Source organism: Nocardia sp. NPDC004718, assembly GCF_053601535.1.
Genome location: NZ_JBSGCA010000004.1, coordinates 16,692 through 33,301, shown reverse-complemented (window position 1 = coordinate 33,301; position 16,610 = coordinate 16,692). Strand labels below are relative to the sequence as shown.

Below are 16,610 nucleotides of genomic sequence, written 5' to 3'. Positions count from 1 at the left end.
AGCTTGACCGGTCGGCATAGTATTCTGGAGATATGCCTCGTCCTCCATCCGATTCCCGGCCGCGCCTGGTAGCGGCCGCCCGCGAGTTACTGCAACGCCAGGGCTATCAGGCCACAGGGCTCAGTGAGATCGTCGCTGCCAGCGGCGCCCCTCGGGGCTCGCTGTACTACCTGTTCCCGGGCGGGAAGCAAGAGTTGGCGGTCGCGGCGATCGAGGAATCCGCGGACGAGTTCACCCGGTTGATTCGGGAAACTGCCGCCCGCGCGCCGGACGTGCGCTCCTTCTGTGAGCAATTCGCCCTGCACTTGAGCCGCGGACTCGTCGAATCGGGCTATCTGGGCGGGTGTCCGGTCAGCACGGTCACCCTCGATTCCGCTCCGCGCTCCACCGCGCTCACCCTCGCCTGCCGTGACGCCTATCGGCAATGGCGCACCGCGCTGACCGAGGCGCTGGTGCAGTACGGCATCCCGGCGGCGCGCGCCGAACGGCTCGCGGCACTCATGCTGTCAGCGGTCGAGGGTGCCATGATCATCGCTCGTGCCGAATGCTCCACCGTTCCGCTGGACGACATCCACCTCGATCTGGCCGCTCTCGCGATCGCAGCCACGGATTCGGCTGGGACCCAGACCTCCAGGGCGACCGAAGGATAAGCTTCGGGAACTCCAGATCCTGTCGTGCGTCTTAGCCGAATTCGCTTTCAGGTCAGAGAAGTTCGGCGCGATAGGCTGGCGGTCATGAAGCGGCCAGACCTGAGCTCTCCGCCGACCTATGATGAAGCGCTGCGAATCGCGCGCGATCTGGCGCGGGATCCCGACACTCTCGTCCCATACGCCCACCAGGGGCTTCAGAATGCCCGCTACGGGCAAGGTTTCGCGTTCTTACAGACAATCGGAACCGACCGTGGCGAGATGGACGGTTACGTCCTGGTGACCGCCGATGGTTACGGCAGCGGGCTACTGTCTGTGAGCGAAACCATCGAATCGGTAATCGCCGAACACTTGTCCCGAGCCGAACATGCCAACAGACACATCCCCGACAGCGAACTATCGGTGGCGCACCACCTGGCGCTCGAGGCCTACGACAGCGGCCTCGCACGCATAGGCGAGATACCCCGGCGCGGAGCAATCGCTCCCGAGGTAGCCGACTACGCCGAGTTCCTCCTAATCGGCTTGCGGCGCAGGGGGGCCGAGGGAGACTCGGCACGTAGCATCTTCGCTCGCAATGATTTCCTGATGCAAAGTCCGGCCGCTGGTCGTCGATACACGCAACCCTGCCCACACTGCGACCGGCCGACGATCTATGAGGAACGCTACCCCCGCGCGGTCTGCGATCACTGCCTGAGCCGCACCACCGACCGCGCCGGGCGCCGGGTCAAGGGTTTCAACACCAGTCTCAGTGGCGGAATGATCTGCTACTACGCGGATACGCTCGAGCACCCGGACGGCTCCGGCTCCCAGGAGGAATGCGTCGAGATCACCCGAACCGGTGCGTGCTTTATCGACGGACACCCCGCGACCATGCAGGAGGCACGTTTGGGCGGGATCGTCGTCCAGGTGGCGCCCCGCAAGTCGGCACGTCGGAGGTGGTTTCGGTAGGCCGAGCGATCCGTAGTGCCGGCATAGCGCGCCGACCCAACCGTCAGCGGTGACCATCATCGTGGGGTAACGGGCCGAACGCTGTGTCAGTGACCGTGTCAGGTCGGCATCAGTGCGCTGTCAGCCGCACCGGACAAAGTATGCCCATCGAACAAAACGGGCCCGGATCGACACCGGATTCGGACCACTGCCACAACGAATTTCGAAGGAGCACAAAATGTCCGCCACCCTCACCCTGACCGACCAGGACAAGGCCACCGTCCGCTCTGCCGCCTACGGCGCGGTCTCCCTGCTCGCCGCCGCCTCCGATAAGCCCCACAAGGCCGCCACCGCCGGCACCATCGCGTTGACGTCGGCGACCGGCCGGGTCGGGCACGTGCTGAACGCGAAGTCCAAGGACATCCACCTGACCGGCAGGACCGTCGCCGAGCTCGCCGACCAAGTGCTGCCGGCCCTGGCTGCCGCGGTGGCTCTGCTCGACCAGCAGGATCCCGCCGAGGCCGACAACTTCCGCACCACCGTGCTGGTCGCCCTCGAAGCCGCTGCGGCAACCAGCCGCAGCGGTCAGCCCGGCCCCGTCGTCAACGAGATGACCCGCAAGGTGGCTGCGGTTCTGCACGCCGCGTGAAAGAGCGGAGTTCACACGCAGTCGCTCGCCGAATGAATTTCCGAGATACTCTCGGCCCGTGGCTTTTCGGGAATACCGCGCTGACCGGTTCGGTCAGCGCGGTATGCGGCATTGCAGCGCGTTCGAAAGGTCAGGCCGATTGATTTTCGGGCGCCTTGCCCGACTGAACCCGGGGTTGCCGCATCTCAGCCTCCCGATGGAGTTCGCCACCGATCGTTGCTTTCGACGAGAGGCAATCGTGTACAGCCGGCGGGGGCCACGCTGGGCGGTTGCCGCCTGCGCCTGGGAGCCTGTCGCCGCCGCGCCGTAGTGGTCGTCGCGCGATAAGATTCGGCTGCCCGGTTTCCGGCTCCGGTGATCGTTGTTCAGTAAAGGGAGTCCGAGCGGATGGATCGCCGGAAGAAGGAAATCAGTCGGCGCAGTGTGTTGCTGGCGGCCGGAGCATCGATCGCACTCACCGCATTGGCCCAGCCCGCGCAGGCGGTGACGATCACGCGGAAAGTGTCCGCGGGCCCCGATGAGCCGGCGAGGCGGGCGGACCTGGCGGAACAGGCCATCGTGCAGCGGCACGTGCGCACGCTCTGGGGTCGGCCGCAGATGCGGCTGGGCACGCTCGTCTGGCCGGGGTCCTTGCTGGACCAGTCGTTCGCGCGATGGTGCTACTGGTGGCAAGCCCACCTTCTCGACTGTGCGGTGGACGCCGCGTATCGCGCCCGCACGCCCGAACGCATAGACCGGGTCGTCGCCATCGCACGCGGTATCCGTACCCGCAACCTCACCGGCTGGACCAACCGGTACTACGACGATATGTCCTGGTTGGTATTGGCACTCGAACGCGCCGACCGGCTGCTCGGCGTCCGCTTCGGCGACGCCGTCGGCGAGCTGCGAGCCGGTTTGATCGAGGGATGGAATTCGGACGTCGGTGCGGTGCCCTGGCGGTCCGGCGACGAGTACTACAACACCCCCGCGGTCGGTCCGACTGGCATCGCTATGGCGCGTTTGGGCGAACTTTCGCGCGCCGGACAACTCGCCGATTTCCTGCACACCCGATTGCGCGACACCGCCAGCGGCCTGATTCTCGACGGTGTCCATGAGCCCGGCGGACGAGTAGAGCGGACCGTCCACACCTACTGCCAGGGCGTGGCCATCGGGTTGGAAACCGAGCTGGCGCTGCGCACAGGTGAATCGGGCCATCGCAGGCGCGTGGCAGATCTCGTCGCCGCGGCGGGGGACAGGCTCACCGACGCCGGTGTGATCGCCGCGGCCTCCGGCGACGACTCCGGGCTGTTCATGGGCATCCTCGCCAGGTATCTCGCGGAAGCCGCACTGTCCTTGGGCGACACCACCGCGGCGAATATCGTGCACGCTTCCGCGCAGGCGGCCTGGAAACATCGCGCCGAGGTGGACGGGCTACCGCTGTTCGGTGTGGACTGGACCCGTCCGGTCACGGTGCCGGCGCATCCGGAAACCTTTCCCCAGTTCACCCACTCGTCCGCCGCTTCGTCGGCGAACCTGAGCAGCGATCTCTCGGTACAGCTGAGCGGGTGGATGCTGCTCGAAGCGGATCACCAGCTCACCGCCGCGAGCCGCTGAGCCCATAGGGGAAGCGCGGAGGGACTTCTACCGCTTTTACCTGGAAGAACGAGAGCAAAGCTTCAATCGGAGGTGCAACCTGCGGCCCATCGACCTCGCCCGGGAACACGGGTTGTCCGCACAGGCGATCCGCAACTACGACGACGCGGGCATTCTCCCGCCGACCGAGCGCAGCGAGACCGGTTACCGGCGCTACACGCTCCTGCACGCGCAGGCGCTGCGCGCTTTCCTGGCGTTGCGCGGTGGCCACGGGCACCAGCAGGCGATGGAGATCATGCGCGCGGCCAATCGCGGCGATACCGAGTCTGCCTACCGGCTCATCGACGGCTCCCACGTCGCGCTGCTCACCGAACGTGACACACGCACCGAGGTCGCCAAGGCCTTGGGCAGTCTGTCCACCGCGACGCCGACTCCGGTCCACGGTCGACCACTGACCGTGGGCGAACTCGCGCGCCGAATCCGCGTGCACCCGGCGACCCTGCGCACCTGGGAGACCCAGGGCATCCTGCGCCCCGAGCGTGATCGAGCAACGGGGTATCGCCGATACGGACCGGACTGCGTACGCGACGCCGAGATCGCACGACAATTGCGCCGCGGCGGCTACCCGCTGTCCCAGGTCGCGCAGTTCATCGAGTCACTGCGCGAGGCAGGCGGAGCGGACGCGTTGCGGGCTTTCCTCGACTCCTGGCAGGACCGGCTGACCGCGCGCGGCCGCAACCTGCTCGGCGGCGCGGCCCAGCTCGATACGTACCTCGCGATGCTCGAGAGCACACCCCAGGAGTGATCCATAAACCGCGGAGCCGCGGGGACTGTGTCGACTCGCCCGGTGCGGCGAGTGGGGTCCATGCCGGTCGCTAGCCGCAGTAGACCCTTGTCAGCCCGCGTTGCGGATCTGGGTCAGGAAATCCGGGTTGGTTCCGGTTTGACGGAGGCCGGTCAATAGCAGTTCGAGCGCTTGCTGCGGGTCGCGGCCCGAGAGGGTCTTGCGCAGGGACCCCGTGGCCGTGAGCTCGTCGGCGGACAGTAGCAGTTCCTCTTTGCGGGTGCTGGAGCGGTCGATGTCGATCGCGGGGAACAGACGGCGGTCGGCGAGGTGCCGATCGAGCTTCAGTTCGGCGTTTCCGGTCCCCTTGTATTCCTCGAAGATCACGGTGTCGGCGAGCGAGCCGGTCTCGACCAGGGCAGTGGCGATGATGGTGAGTGAGCCGCCGTGCTCGATATTTCGTGCGGCCCCGAGGAATTTCTTCGGTGGCGCGAGTGCTCCGGCATCGACGCCGCCGGAGAGGATGCGGCCGGACCCGGCGGCCGCCAGGTTGTAGGCGCGGGCCAGCCGGGTCAGCGAGTCCAGCAGCACGACGACGTCGTGACCCATTTCGACGAGACGTTTCGCGTGTTCGATGGCCAGTTCGGCGAGTGCGATGTGGTCCTGGGCCGGTTGGTCGAAGGTCGCGGCGGCGACCTCGGCCGGTACCGCTCGGGACAGGTCGGTCACCTCTTCCGGGCGTTCCCCGACCAGTACCAGCATCAGCTGGCATTCGGGATGATTCTTGGCGATGCCGTGCGCGATAGCTTGCAGCACAGAGGTTTTGCCCGCCTTCGGCGGTGCGACGACCAGGGCGCGCTGGCCCTTGCCGATCGGCATGACCAGATCGGTGACGCGCGTGGTCAGTTCATGCGGCTCGGTCTCCAGCCGTAGACGATCCTGCGGATAGATGGGGACCAAGTCGGCGAAGTGCGGCCGCGCCTTGGCATTTCCGGGCGGCAGGCCGTTGATCTGATCGACTCGGATCAGCGGTGCGAGTTTGGCGCCGTCCCGTTCGGGTCCGATTGCACCGGTGACGGTATCGCCGCGACGCAAGCCGTATTCGCGGACCAAGCGAGTAGGCACATGGGCGTCGTGTGGTCCGGGCAGATAGCCGTCGACGTGCAAAGAGGCGTGGTTGTGGTTGATGTCGAGAATGCCGGTGACCGACGTCGTACGGTTCTCCTGAGTTGAGCTGTCTTCTGTGTAAATAGTCTTGTCTTGCATGGCTGTTCTCCTCGAAAAAGTTATGGATGCGGCGGGCTGCCATGAATGCCGCCTACTGGAATGGCGCTCGATGCATACGCCCCAGGCACGGCTGGAATCTGTCCAATGCGTGCATGCTGCTGGGTGCTCGGCATACGAGATCGCCGTGGCGAAAGTGGACCCTTGTGGGAGGGAATTGTCACCTACATCCACAAGATGGAGACCGCCTTACTGTAGCGGCACCAGACGCAACACGCAACAGCGCCTGCTTATTCCCCTCGTGCATCGCCCGATCGCCGAGCAGGCATGGTGCGACCGGGCGCTCAGCCGCAAGGCTACTTCCAAAACCGCAGCCGTCCGTCGAGTTTCGTGTTCGGTAGCCACGCATGAAGGAGCCCGCCCACTCCGGTGCGTTCGATGCGCGCGCCGTGCCTCACGCTGCCCCGGTCGAACACTGGCAGCAGCGGATGTCAGGACCGCCGCGGCATGACCGGTCCGGTCGCACGGCATTGGCGTGGCGCCCAACCGTGGCCGAGCGGTAGGCGGCGGTGAGCGGTGCTCGGGGTCAGGCGCATATCGGCGGCATCGCGGCAACGAGATCCGCTCAGGCGCGGACCACGGCCGCTCCAATTGCGGCACAGAGGGTTTCCGGATATTGCCGGAAGCGAGATGAGCCAGTGGTGTGTAGTAGCAGGGAATGCGCAGCCGATTTCATTGCGACTTCGCGAAAGACGATGGCGGTGGCCGGAGGTGGTGGAAACGACTTCCCGGTGGTCGCAGGAATTTCAATCTTGAACGAGAATAATCGGCATGGTCGGTCGATCATTCGCCATCCGGCACCGAGTGCCGGAAATGTCGACATAGCCTGGATAGGGCGTCCTACCTCGGTCCTGCGGACCTGGGGGCTCGATGGCGAGCGAGGCCGCATTCGCTCGACCTCGTGACGAGATCGAGGCGTTCTCGACTATTGCGGTGACCATGTCGCGCGGTCGTATACTCCCTTTATGGCGGATGGATCTTCCTCCACCGAATTGCCCGAGGCGCCGGTTCTCGTAGTGCAGACGCGGGAACGCGTCTATCGGCTCCGCGCAGGAGGCGCCTATAACGTCGGTCGCGATCCGACGGCCGATATCGTCGTCTCCGATCCGCGCGTATCGTCGTTGCACGCCGTTCTGGAGCGTGGTGCGGACGGTTGGAAAATCGAGGACGCGCACAGTCTCAACGGCACATTCTTCGACGGTCACCGCGTCGATCGGATGGTGATCGATCACGACGAGACGTTCCAGCTCGGACACGCGGTGGACGGCGAAAAATTGGCTTGCTCCGTGGAAACGCCGCCAGGGCAGGAACCCGATGGCGATTCCGGCGGCGACACGATGATCGTCCCGAATCCCGGCTACACGCTCGACGACGAGGCCACGGTCACGAAGTTCGAGCCGGGCTTACCCCGGCGGGTATCACGATCGGCGCCCGCGGCGCACCATCCCAGCGCGGTGGTCCGGATAACATCGCCCACTCTCCGGATCGGACGCGCCGCGGACAACGACATCGTCGCGCACGATCTCATGGTCTCCCGCCATCACGCCGAGTTGCGGACCATCGGTACGGGCAGATACCGGATCGTCGACCTCGGCAGCCACAACGGCACCTACGTCAACGGCGCCCGCGTCGATGCCGCCGATCTCTCCGAAGCCGACTTGATCGGCATGGGGCACACCACCTTCCGGCTGGTGGGTGACGAACTGCGCGAGTTCGTCGACACCGGTGACGTATCGGTCTGCGTGCAGAACATCACCGTGCGGACACCCGAGGGCAAGGTGTTGATGGACAGCGTGCGGTTCCCCATCCCGGGTAAATCGCTCGTGGGGGTGATCGGGCCGAGTGGGGCGGGCAAATCGACACTGCTCGGCGCGATCACCGGATTGCGGCCCGCGACAGAGGGGACGGTGCTCTACGACGGCCGCGATCTGTACACCAACTACGACGAACTCCGCCACCGCATCGGATTGGTACCGCAGGAAGACATTCTGCACAACCAGCTGCCGACGCGGCGGGCGCTGCTCTACGCGGCCGAGCTGCGTTTCCCCGGTGACACGGGCCGCGAGGAGCGCGAGCAGCGGGTCGACGAGGTCCTCGACGAGCTCGGCTTGGCGCGGCACGCCGATACCCGCATCGATCGGCTCTCGGGTGGGCAGCGCAAACGCGTGAGCGTGGCACTGGAACTGCTGACCAAACCCTCCTTGCTGTTCCTCGACGAACCGACATCCGGCTTGGATCCCGGTCTGGACAAGACGGTCATGGAAATGTTGTCGGGACTGGCGCACGACGGGCGTACGGTCATCGTCGTCACTCACAGCGTCGCGAACCTCGATGCCTGCGATCGCCTGCTGGTCCTGGTGCCCGGCGGCCGTCTGGCCTATTACGGCCCGCCCGCGGAAGGGTTGCAGCAGTTCGCCGCGGGCAGCTGGGCCGAGGTGTTCCAGGCCTTCGACCGCGAGGAGGAGCGCGACTGGGCCGGTGAGTTCCGCGAGTCGCTCCGTTACGAGCGCTACGTGGCCGTCGGCCCGCCCGACGAGGTCGGCCCCGCGGAAGTGCACACACCGACGGCGCCACCACCGTCGCAGTCCAAGTTCAGCCAGCTCAGCACGTTGTGCAGGCGGTATCTCGCGGTGATCGCCTCCGACCGCAGTTATCTGGCACTGCTCGGTGTCATGCCCCTGCTGCTCGGTGGGTTGATCGCGGCCGTGCCGGCCGGTCAGGGATTCACCGGTGCGCCGGGAACGAACGTCGATGCCGCGACCAAACTCATGATCCTGGCGTTCGCGGCGTGCTTCGTCGGCACCGGCAACTCGATCCGGGAGATCGTCAAGGAACAGACGATCTATCGCAGAGAACGCGCGGCGGGATTGTCGGCCGGAGTTTATTTGATGTCGAAACTGCTGGTCCTCGGCGTGATCACCACGCTCCAAGCGGTCGTGCTCGTCCTTATCGGCACCATCGGGGTCAGTATGCCGCCCAAGGGGCTGTTCACCTCGGTCGAGCTGGAGTTGATGCTGATGATGGCGTTGCTCGGCATCTCGTCGCTGGCACTGGGCTTGCTGGTATCGGTATCGGTGAACACCTCGGAGAAGACGCTGCCGCTGCTCATCGTGCTGTCCATGGCGCAACTGGTGCTCACCGGCGGGCTGGTGCGCTTGCCCGGCACTCCCGTCCTGGAGCAGCTGGCATATTTCGCGCCGGCCCGGTGGGGGTTCGCTGCGGGAGCCGCCACTCTCGACCTCGACACTCTCTCGCCGCACGAGGGCGGGCCCGACCCGCTGTGGAAACACACCATCGGCACGTGGCTGCTCGATATGGGAGTGGTCGCCGGGTTGGGAGCCATCTTCCTCGCGCTGGCCTGGTATCGCCTCTACCAGCTGCGTCCGCGGCGCCGTGGCGCTCGCCGCCCCGCGACGATCTGACGTCTTCGCGCGCCGCGCCGATCGCCGCGCGTCCGTGGCGATGTGGCTGCACGAAGCCGTTACTCCCAGCGGCGGGAAAAGGGCATCCGGCGTTGCGGAATACTCGACGGCGTCGGACTGGTAGGCCACGCACGGCCTGGTGAGCGTTGTCAGGCGCGAGGTGATGATGCTGGTATTCGCAAGGCCGCTGCTGTCCGGGGCTCGGGTGTCTCGATGAGCACCGAGCGCTGGGTGGTGAAGCTGGACCCGCCCGCGGACGCGAGCCCGGGCCTGAAGTCGGTCATCGAACTGGGCCGCCAGACGATCCAGACCTCGGCGGATCTGCTGGCGACGGGTTCGCCTTCGCAGGCGCCGGATGTGGTGAAGTTGCTGCGCGACGAGAAGCTCGTCACCGGTGACGAGAAGAAGTCGGCCATGGCCGAGGATTACGCCAACCGCGCGCAGGAGTTCGACGACATCAAGAACGACATTCGCAAGCAAGACGACAACGTCGACTTGTCCGCCTACGGCACCTACGACATCTCCAGCGGCGCCTTCGCCGCTATGAAGCAGCATGTCAAAGATCTGCAGGCGACGCTGGACGCGGCTCCCGGAGCGAGTCCGGGCAAGCAGTACATCGCTCCGGACACAGAGATCAGGCTGGCGAACGCCGTGCTGAAGACGATCGACGATGTACACGACGAGATCGCGAAGGCCACCGACCGCGTCCAAGTGCACGCGAACAACATCGACGGCTCCGCGCCCACGTACAACCCCGCATCGGCGGGCAGCAACTACGTGCCGAGCAACTACATGCAGCGCAGTTACTCACCCGGCCCTGGCTTCGTGCCTGCCGCGACGACCGCTGATTACGCCCGCTACCAGGGCAACGTCTCGGTCGACGCCGCGATCGACGGCGCGCTCGACGCGCTCGGCATCACCGATCCGGTGGCCCGCGAGTACTGGAAGCGCGGCTACCGGGTTCTGATCGAACGGGAATCCGGCGGAAATCCGAACGCCGTCAACAACTGGGACAGCAACGCTGCCGCCGGACACGCGTCCAGGGGACTTACCCAGACCATCCCCGGCACCTTCCAGGCGTATCACGTGGGAGGAACGTCGAACAACATTCACGACCCGGTGGCCAATGTCGCCGCCAGCATGAACTACGTCATGGAACGGTACGACGTCTCCCGGGACGGCCACGACCTGCAGGCCAAGGTCCAGCAAGCGGATCCGAACCGTTCGCCGAAGGGCTACTGAGCGCGGGCCGGATGGGCCGACCGAGTTGGAATCCAACGCTGTCCTGGGGGATTCGTCCCGCTGCCCTCGAGTAGTCTCGATTGCTCGTCGGGTCGAACGGATTTCGATGACGAGTTATCTTTTCGTTCTCGGCCGGGTCGGTCGTCCGGTTCGACGGCCGAGGCAGCGATGGCGCGCTGCGTCTGGAACACTCGACCGTCGGAAAGGTTCTTTGCTGATGTTCCGTCGTTTCACGACCAACGCGCCCGCCGGGGCGTCGCCGATGGATGATCTGGTGGCAGGCGCGCTGCCGGATCGGGTGCAGATCGCGCATGAGCGATTGGCCCACCAGGACGATCCGGCGCTGCTCGAAGCATTATCGGAGCGTGAGCTCGCCGCCTCCCGCGAGTTGGCCGAGCTCGTGCGTGACTATGAACGCCACGAGAAACGGGCGCGCATCCAGGCGGCCGCCGACGCCGCGGAGCGGGTACGGCGTACGGCCGCCGAGCTGGCCGAACGGGAGGCCGCCGACTTGCTGCGGGCCGCCCAGGCGATCGGTGAGCAGCGGCACAGCAGCAGCCCGCACGCGAAAGTCGCCCGCCTGCATCAGCGCAAGCCGCGGGTGCTGGGATTGCTGGCCGGAGTCGTCGCGTTCTCGATGCTGTTCTCCGCGGTCACGGTGCAGCAGAACATCGCGCCGTCCGGCGGTGCGACCAATCCGATGTTCTGGCTGTCCTACGGTCTGGAAGCGCTGATCAGCGCGGTACTCGTCGCGCTGATGCTGTCCACCGGGGATACCGCCGAGTGGGGCGTGATCGATCGGCTGTGGCAGGTCTACACCGTCGAGGGCGTCCTGCTGACGGCGAGTATCGCGTTGAACACGTTTCCCTACATCAGGACGGGCGAGGTGGCCGGGATCGGCATCCACGCGATCGCGCCCATCATGATCGGCGTCGCGCTCGTCACCCACCGGCTCGTCGCCGAGCGATACGGGCGCGCGATCGAGCAGGCGACCGCCGCCGTCCCCGACCACGAAGATCTCCAGGAACGACTGGCGGCGCTCACCCAGGTCGGCGGCGCCGGGAACCAGATCCTGCCGAGCATCCTCATGGAGCCGACGGCTCGCCGTGCGAGCGAATCCGCCGCGACCGAGCCGCCCGCACCCGGCCGGGAGGGCTCGGGCCCCGAGGCTCCGCAGCACGGACAGGCCGCTGAGGCGGGGCAGCAGCCCGCCGCCGAAGCCCCGATCGCCACGCCCGCCGCCGCGGCGCCCGAACTCACGGAGCTGTGGCTGGCAACGACGACGCTGCCCGCGACCGAACGGCCGTCCCCGGCCGGTGCGGGCGGTCCGGGAGTGGCTGCCGCAGCCAGTCCGGACGAAGCTGTCCTGGACGCACGTCTGGCGGCGGCGGTGCGACAGACGCTCGACCGGATTCGCACCGGCAGGCAGGCGGAGCCGGGCGAGCAGTCGGTGGAGCCTTCCGTGGCTGCGTCCGAGCCGAGTGCCCCCGGATTCGCGGAGGCGGCCCACGAGCATGGTGCGCGCGGCGAGACCGCCGAAACGCATCCCGAGTCGACGGCTCACAGCGCGGCCGAGGCGGTCACCGAACATATCGCGCTCTCGGCGGCCCCCGAGGTGCACCCCGAGTCGAACGCCGTTGGCACGGTCGAGCCCACCGGGCAGGTCGCGCTCTCGGAGGCTGCCGCGACGCATTCGGAGTCGAATGGTCGTGCGCTGGAGCCGGGCATGGCCCAGCACTACGCACCCGATGGCAACGACCTCGCGCCGCGGATGGAACAGGTCACGCCGGTCGGTGCCGTGCATCCTTCTCCGGTCATGCACGAACCGGAGGCCCCAGCCGCGAGCGCGCCGCACGTTTCCAACGAACCGCAACTCACCACGCGATGACCTGAGCGGGCCGTAATCGGTTCGGCGACAGCACTATCAGCGAGTCCGGCCGACTTGGCGAGTTCGTTTACGGACCGTCCTGCCGCCCACCCGCAAACGGACGGCGTGCCGGAGCGTGGACCGTATTGCGGCGCGGCGCACCGGCCCACAGTGTCTCGGCGTGGGGCGTTTTCAGCTCTGAGCCTGCAGACTCCAGGTGCGCCCGTCGGGATCGCGGACCGTCATTTCCTTTGTGCCGTAATGGGTTGCCTCGAACGGTGCGACCACGTCGATATCGCCGTTCGGCTGGAACGCGTCGGCGTCGGTGACGGTCAGCACCAGTTGGGTGCGGGGCGTCTGGTTCTTCGGGATCTCCGCGATGAAGACATAGGGTCCGTCGCCGTTGCGGAACAGCCCGGAGTTGTGGTCGGTGGTGAATTCCGGCTCATAGCCGAGGGCTAGGAAGAATCTCGCGGTCGCGCCCCAGTTGTGCGTCTCCACGTGGACGCCCTCGATGCCCTTCGTCGTCATATCGCTTCCCTTCGGTCGCTTCGGTTGTCCGGGATGTCATCGAGATCGACGCTAGCATGCTAGCAATCTAGCGGTCCATCGATTTCTTTCGGTCGACCCGATGGCGGAATGGACGTAGCGTCGAATTCGTGAAAGTTCCCGAACACCTGCCCACGACCGCGGGCGAGCTACGTTCGGCCGGCTACCTGCCGCGTGGCGTGAAGACCGAGATTCGCGAGAACCTCCTGACGCTGCTGAGTTCCGGTGGCGACCCGTGGCCCGGCATCGTCGGGTTCGACCGGACGGTCGTGCCGCAGCTGGAACGCGCCCTGCTGGCGGGACACGACGTCGTGCTGCTCGGTGAGCGTGGCCAGGGCAAGACCCGGCTGCTGCGTACCCTGGTCGGCCTGCTGGACGAATGGACGCCCGTGATCGCGGGCGCCGAACTGGGCGAACATCCGCTCGACCCGATCAGCCCCGCCGGTCGCAGGCTGGCCGCCGAACTCGGCGACGACCTGCCCGTCACGTGGCGGCATCGCTCGGAGCGGTACGCCGAGAAGCTCGCCACGCCGGACACTTCCGTCGGCGACCTGATCGGCGACGTCGACCCGGTGAAGGTGGCCGAGGGCCGCAGTCTCGGTGACCCCGAGACCATCCATTTCGGACTCGTCCCGCGCGCGCATCGCGGCATCGTGGCGATCAACGAGCTGCCCGATCTCGCCGAACGCATCCAGGTCGGGTTGCTGAACGTGATGGAGGAGCGCGACATCCAGGTCCGCGGCTACACCCTGCGCCTTCCGCTGGACGTGCTGCTGGTCGCCACCGCCAACCCGGAGGACTACACCAACCGCGGCCGGATCATCACGCCGCTGAAAGACCGCTTCGGCGCGGAGATTCGCACTCACTACCCGCTCAGCGTGGAAGCCGAGGTCGTGCTCGTGCGCCAGGAGGCCGAGCTCGTTGCCGAAGTGGGCGACCCACTGATCGAGGTGCTCGCACGGTTCGTGCGGCAATTGCGCGAGTCGTCCGCGATCGACCAGCGGTCCGGCGTATCCGCTCGTTTCGCCGTGGCCGCGGCCGAGACGGTGGCAGCGGCGGCTTTGCGCAGGTCCGCGGTGACGGGGGAGAGCCCTGCCGTGGCGCGTCCGGTCGACCTGGAATCCGTTCCCGCCGTCTTGCGCGGCAAGCTGGAATTCGAGTCCGGCGAGGAGGGGCGTGAGCAGGAACATCTCACCCATCTGCTGCGCCGCTCGTTCTCCGAGACCGCGCGGGCATTGCTCGGTGGATTGAATCTGCGGCCGCTGGCCGAGGCGGTCGGGGACGGGCATCTGGTCACCACCGGCGAACGCGTGCCCGGCACGGAGATCCTCTCGGCGTTGCCCGAACTGCCGGTCCTGCACGAGGTGGCCGGACGGCTCGGCGTCGACGCGGCCGATCCGCCGCCACGGATCGCCTCGGCCGTCGAGTTCGCGCTGGAGGCGCTCTACCTGGCCCGGCAGATCGCTAAGGACTCCGACGACGGTCTGGCGGTGTACGGCCGATGACCGCCGCTGTTCCCGGCGAGGCATCGTGACGAACCCCGATCGCTACTCCTACGGTCCCTACCACGAGGGGCCCGATCCCTTGGCGCCCCCGCTGGACCTGCGCGAGGCACTGGACCGGATCGGTCGCGACGTGATGGAGGGCAGCTCGCCGCGCAACGCCCTGCAAGAGCTGTTGCGGCGCGGCACCCGCGGCACGCCGGGATTGGAGGAGCTGACTCGCCGGTTGTGGCAGCGTCGCGCGGAGATCGCTCGCAGCCATCGGCTGGACGGCACGTTGCAGCAGGTCCGGGAACTGCTGGAGGAGGCGCTGGAAGCCGAGCGCGGCGCACTGTTCCCCGACCCCTCCGACGATGCCAGGTTCGCCGAAGCGCAGCTGGACGCCCTGCCGTCGAGCACGGCCGCCGCCGTCACCGAACTCGCCGACTACGCCTGGCGATCGGAGACCGGCCGCGAGAACTATCAGAAGATCCGCGACCTGCTCGGCCGCGAGCTGCTGGAATCGCGCTTCCAGGGCATGAAACAGGCTTTGCGGAACACCACCCCGGAGGACGTCGAGCGGGTCAGACGGATGATGTCCGACCTCAACGACCTGCTCGCCGCCCATGCCAGGGGCGAGAACACCGAGCAGCGGTTCGCCGAGTTCATGGCCGAGCACGGCGAGTTCTTCCCCGAGAACCCGCGCGACACCGAGGAATTGATCGACGCGCTCGCGGCCAGAGCCGCCGCCGCGCAGCGCATGATGAATTCGATGACCGAGCAGCAGCGCGCGGAGCTGTCCGAGTTGATCGGCCAGGCGTTCGGCGATCCGGCGATCGCCCAGCAGGTCGCCGCGCTGGACGCGCATCTGCGGGCGCTGCGTCCCGGTGAGGACTGGAACTCCGCGCGGCGGTTCCGCGGCGAGGATCCGCTCGGCCTCGGCGCGGGCGCGCAGGCCCTGCAAGATCTCGCCGAACTCGACGCGCTCGCCGAGCAACTCGGCCAGACCTACGCGGGCGCCCGGCTGGAGGACATCGATCTGGACGCGCTGGAGCGCCACCTCGGCGCGGACGCGAGCGTGGACGCCGCGCGGCTGGCCGAACTGGAACGCGAACTGCGCAGGCAAGGCATCTTCGAACGGGCGCAGGACGGTTCGCTCCGGTTGACGCCCAAGGCTTTGCGGCGTCTCGGCGAGGTGGCGCTGCGTGATGTCGTCGGGCGCTTGCGGTCTCGGCGCGGCGAACGGGACACCGCTGCGGCCGGTGCCGCGGGCGAGCCGACCGGCGGCTCCCGGGCCTGGCGCTTCGGCGATACCGAGCCGTGGGACGTGTCGCGGACCGTGCGCAATGCCGTGCTGCGGTCGGCGTCGACGGGTAATCGCCAGGTGCGGCTGGACGTTTCCGACGTCGAGATCATGGAGACCGAGCAGCGCTCCAGGGCCGCCGTCGCGCTGTGCGTCGACACCTCCTGGTCGATGGTGCAGGACGGCAGATGGGTGCCGATGAAGCGCACCGCTCTCGCGCTGCACCATCTGATCGGCACCCGGTTCCGCTCCGACGCGTTGAGCGTGATCACCTTCGGCAGGCACGCGACGACCGTGGACATCGGCGAACTCACCGCGCTGGAAGGCGTTTGGGAACAGGGCACCAATCTGCACCACGCACTGCTGCTGGCCGCGGCGCACCTGCGCAAACACCCGGACGCGGTACCGGTCGTGCTCGTGGTCACCGACGGTGAGCCGACCGCGCACTTGGAGCCGGACGGGGAGACATACTTCAACTGGCCACCCGCGCAACGCACGCTGGCGGTGACGATGGCGCAGGTCGACGCCTTGGCCAAGCTGGGTGCGTCGGTGACGGTGTTCATGCTCGGCGAGGACCCGCGCCTGGCCGCGTTCGTCGACCTGGTGGCCCGCCGCAGCGGCGGCCGCGTGGTGGCGCCCGGCCTGGACGGCTTGGGCGCCGCCGTGGTCAGCGACTACCTGCGCGGCAGGCGCTGAAGTCGCGGCTTCGCGGGCGGGCGTTGCGGCCGATCCGGCGATTGCTGCGAGATCACTACTTGCCCTTGCCGTCGCCGGGGAGGTCCCTGCCGCCGTGCGCCGCGCACAGCGAGAAGACGCGCACGGTCGTGTCGTTCCGGCGGTACCTGTTCGTGCGTGCGCGGACGCAGGCGTGCCGGGAAAGTGG

Annotated in this window: 11 protein-coding genes and 1 pseudogene; 10 read left to right on the top strand and 2 right to left on the bottom strand. The window is 67.3% G+C overall.

What is annotated here, in order from left to right:
• Window positions 1-32: 32 nt before the first annotated feature.
• The 5 genes from ACWEH3_RS04770 (at window position 33) to ACWEH3_RS04750 (ending at window position 4,600) form a co-directional block, all read left to right on the top strand.
• Complete coding sequence (locus tag ACWEH3_RS04770; protein ID WP_450022537.1) at window positions 33-650, top strand: TetR/AcrR family transcriptional regulator; 618 nt, start codon at window positions 33-35, stop codon at window positions 648-650.
• A gap of 84 nt (window positions 651-734) precedes the next feature.
• Window positions 735-1,595: a hypothetical protein gene (locus ACWEH3_RS04765; RefSeq protein ID WP_450022539.1), complete on the top strand. Its 861-nt coding sequence runs from the start codon at window positions 735-737 to the stop codon at window positions 1,593-1,595.
• A 217-nt stretch (window positions 1,596-1,812) separates the two neighbouring features.
• Window positions 1,813-2,223 carry a hypothetical protein gene (locus ACWEH3_RS04760; RefSeq protein WP_450022541.1) on the top strand — a complete coding sequence of 137 codons (411 nt, stop codon included), beginning with the start codon at window positions 1,813-1,815 and terminating at the stop codon, window positions 2,221-2,223.
• Window positions 2,224-2,610: 387 nt separating this feature from the next.
• Window positions 2,611-3,816 (top strand): glycoside hydrolase family 76 protein, encoded by a 1,206-nt coding sequence (locus ACWEH3_RS04755; protein ID WP_450022543.1) that lies wholly within the window; start codon window positions 2,611-2,613, stop codon window positions 3,814-3,816.
• Between the two features lie 79 nt (window positions 3,817-3,895).
• Window positions 3,896-4,600 (top strand): MerR family transcriptional regulator, encoded by a 705-nt coding sequence (locus tag ACWEH3_RS04750; RefSeq protein WP_450022587.1) that lies wholly within the window; start codon window positions 3,896-3,898, stop codon window positions 4,598-4,600.
• 90 nt (window positions 4,601-4,690) lie between these two features.
• Here ACWEH3_RS04750 and ACWEH3_RS04745 read toward each other — a convergent pair.
• A pseudogene (locus ACWEH3_RS04745) lies at window positions 4,691-5,857 on the bottom strand (transcription termination factor Rho, short form); the annotation flags it as partial.
• 971 nt (window positions 5,858-6,828) lie between these two features.
• On the opposite strand from ACWEH3_RS04745, the gene ACWEH3_RS04740 reads away from it, so the two are divergent.
• The 3 genes from ACWEH3_RS04740 to ACWEH3_RS04730 all read left to right on the top strand — a co-directional run bounded on the left by ACWEH3_RS04740 (window position 6,829) and on the right by ACWEH3_RS04730 (window position 12,415).
• The gene (locus ACWEH3_RS04740; RefSeq protein WP_450022545.1) at window positions 6,829-9,285 is read left to right on the top strand and encodes an FHA domain-containing protein; all 2,457 of its coding nucleotides are present in this window, start codon (window positions 6,829-6,831) and stop codon (window positions 9,283-9,285) included.
• 213 nt (window positions 9,286-9,498) lie between these two features.
• On the top strand, window positions 9,499-10,527 hold the full coding sequence (locus tag ACWEH3_RS04735; protein WP_450022547.1) for a transglycosylase SLT domain-containing protein: 1,029 nt from the start codon (window positions 9,499-9,501) through the stop codon (window positions 10,525-10,527).
• Window positions 10,528-10,744: 217 nt separating this feature from the next.
• The gene (locus tag ACWEH3_RS04730; RefSeq protein WP_450022549.1) at window positions 10,745-12,415 is read left to right on the top strand and encodes a hypothetical protein; all 1,671 of its coding nucleotides are present in this window, start codon (window positions 10,745-10,747) and stop codon (window positions 12,413-12,415) included.
• A 171-nt stretch (window positions 12,416-12,586) separates the two neighbouring features.
• On the opposite strand, the gene ACWEH3_RS04725 is transcribed toward ACWEH3_RS04730, so the two are convergent.
• Entirely contained in the window at window positions 12,587-12,925 is a 339-nt protein-coding gene (locus tag ACWEH3_RS04725; RefSeq protein ID WP_450022551.1) for a VOC family protein, read from the bottom strand.
• Window positions 12,926-13,053: 128 nt separating this feature from the next.
• On the opposite strand from ACWEH3_RS04725, the gene ACWEH3_RS04720 reads away from it, so the two are divergent.
• Both ACWEH3_RS04720 and ACWEH3_RS04715 read left to right on the top strand, forming a co-directional pair.
• Window positions 13,054-14,448 carry a sigma 54-interacting transcriptional regulator gene (locus ACWEH3_RS04720; RefSeq protein ID WP_450022553.1) on the top strand — a complete coding sequence of 465 codons (1,395 nt, stop codon included), beginning with the start codon at window positions 13,054-13,056 and terminating at the stop codon, window positions 14,446-14,448.
• A 25-nt stretch (window positions 14,449-14,473) separates the two neighbouring features.
• A complete protein-coding gene (locus ACWEH3_RS04715) occupies window positions 14,474-16,423 on the top strand; it encodes a vWA domain-containing protein (RefSeq protein ID WP_450022555.1) in 1,950 nt (649 codons plus the stop codon).
• Window positions 16,424-16,610: the final 187 nt, after the last annotated feature.

Coding starts and splice junctions, on each gene's coding strand:
- ACWEH3_RS04770 (WP_450022537.1), top strand. CDS start 33: ATGCCTCGTCCTCCATCCGATTCCCGGCCGCGCCTGGTAGCGGCCGCC.
- ACWEH3_RS04765 (WP_450022539.1), top strand. CDS start 735: ATGAAGCGGCCAGACCTGAGCTCTCCGCCGACCTATGATGAAGCGCTG.
- ACWEH3_RS04760 (WP_450022541.1), top strand. CDS start 1,813: ATGTCCGCCACCCTCACCCTGACCGACCAGGACAAGGCCACCGTCCGC.
- ACWEH3_RS04755 (WP_450022543.1), top strand. CDS start 2,611: ATGGATCGCCGGAAGAAGGAAATCAGTCGGCGCAGTGTGTTGCTGGCG.
- ACWEH3_RS04740 (WP_450022545.1), top strand. CDS start 6,829: ATGGCGGATGGATCTTCCTCCACCGAATTGCCCGAGGCGCCGGTTCTC.
- ACWEH3_RS04735 (WP_450022547.1), top strand. CDS start 9,499: ATGAGCACCGAGCGCTGGGTGGTGAAGCTGGACCCGCCCGCGGACGCG.
- ACWEH3_RS04730 (WP_450022549.1), top strand. CDS start 10,745: ATGTTCCGTCGTTTCACGACCAACGCGCCCGCCGGGGCGTCGCCGATG.
- ACWEH3_RS04725 (WP_450022551.1), bottom strand. CDS start 12,925: ATGACGACGAAGGGCATCGAGGGCGTCCACGTGGAGACGCACAACTGG.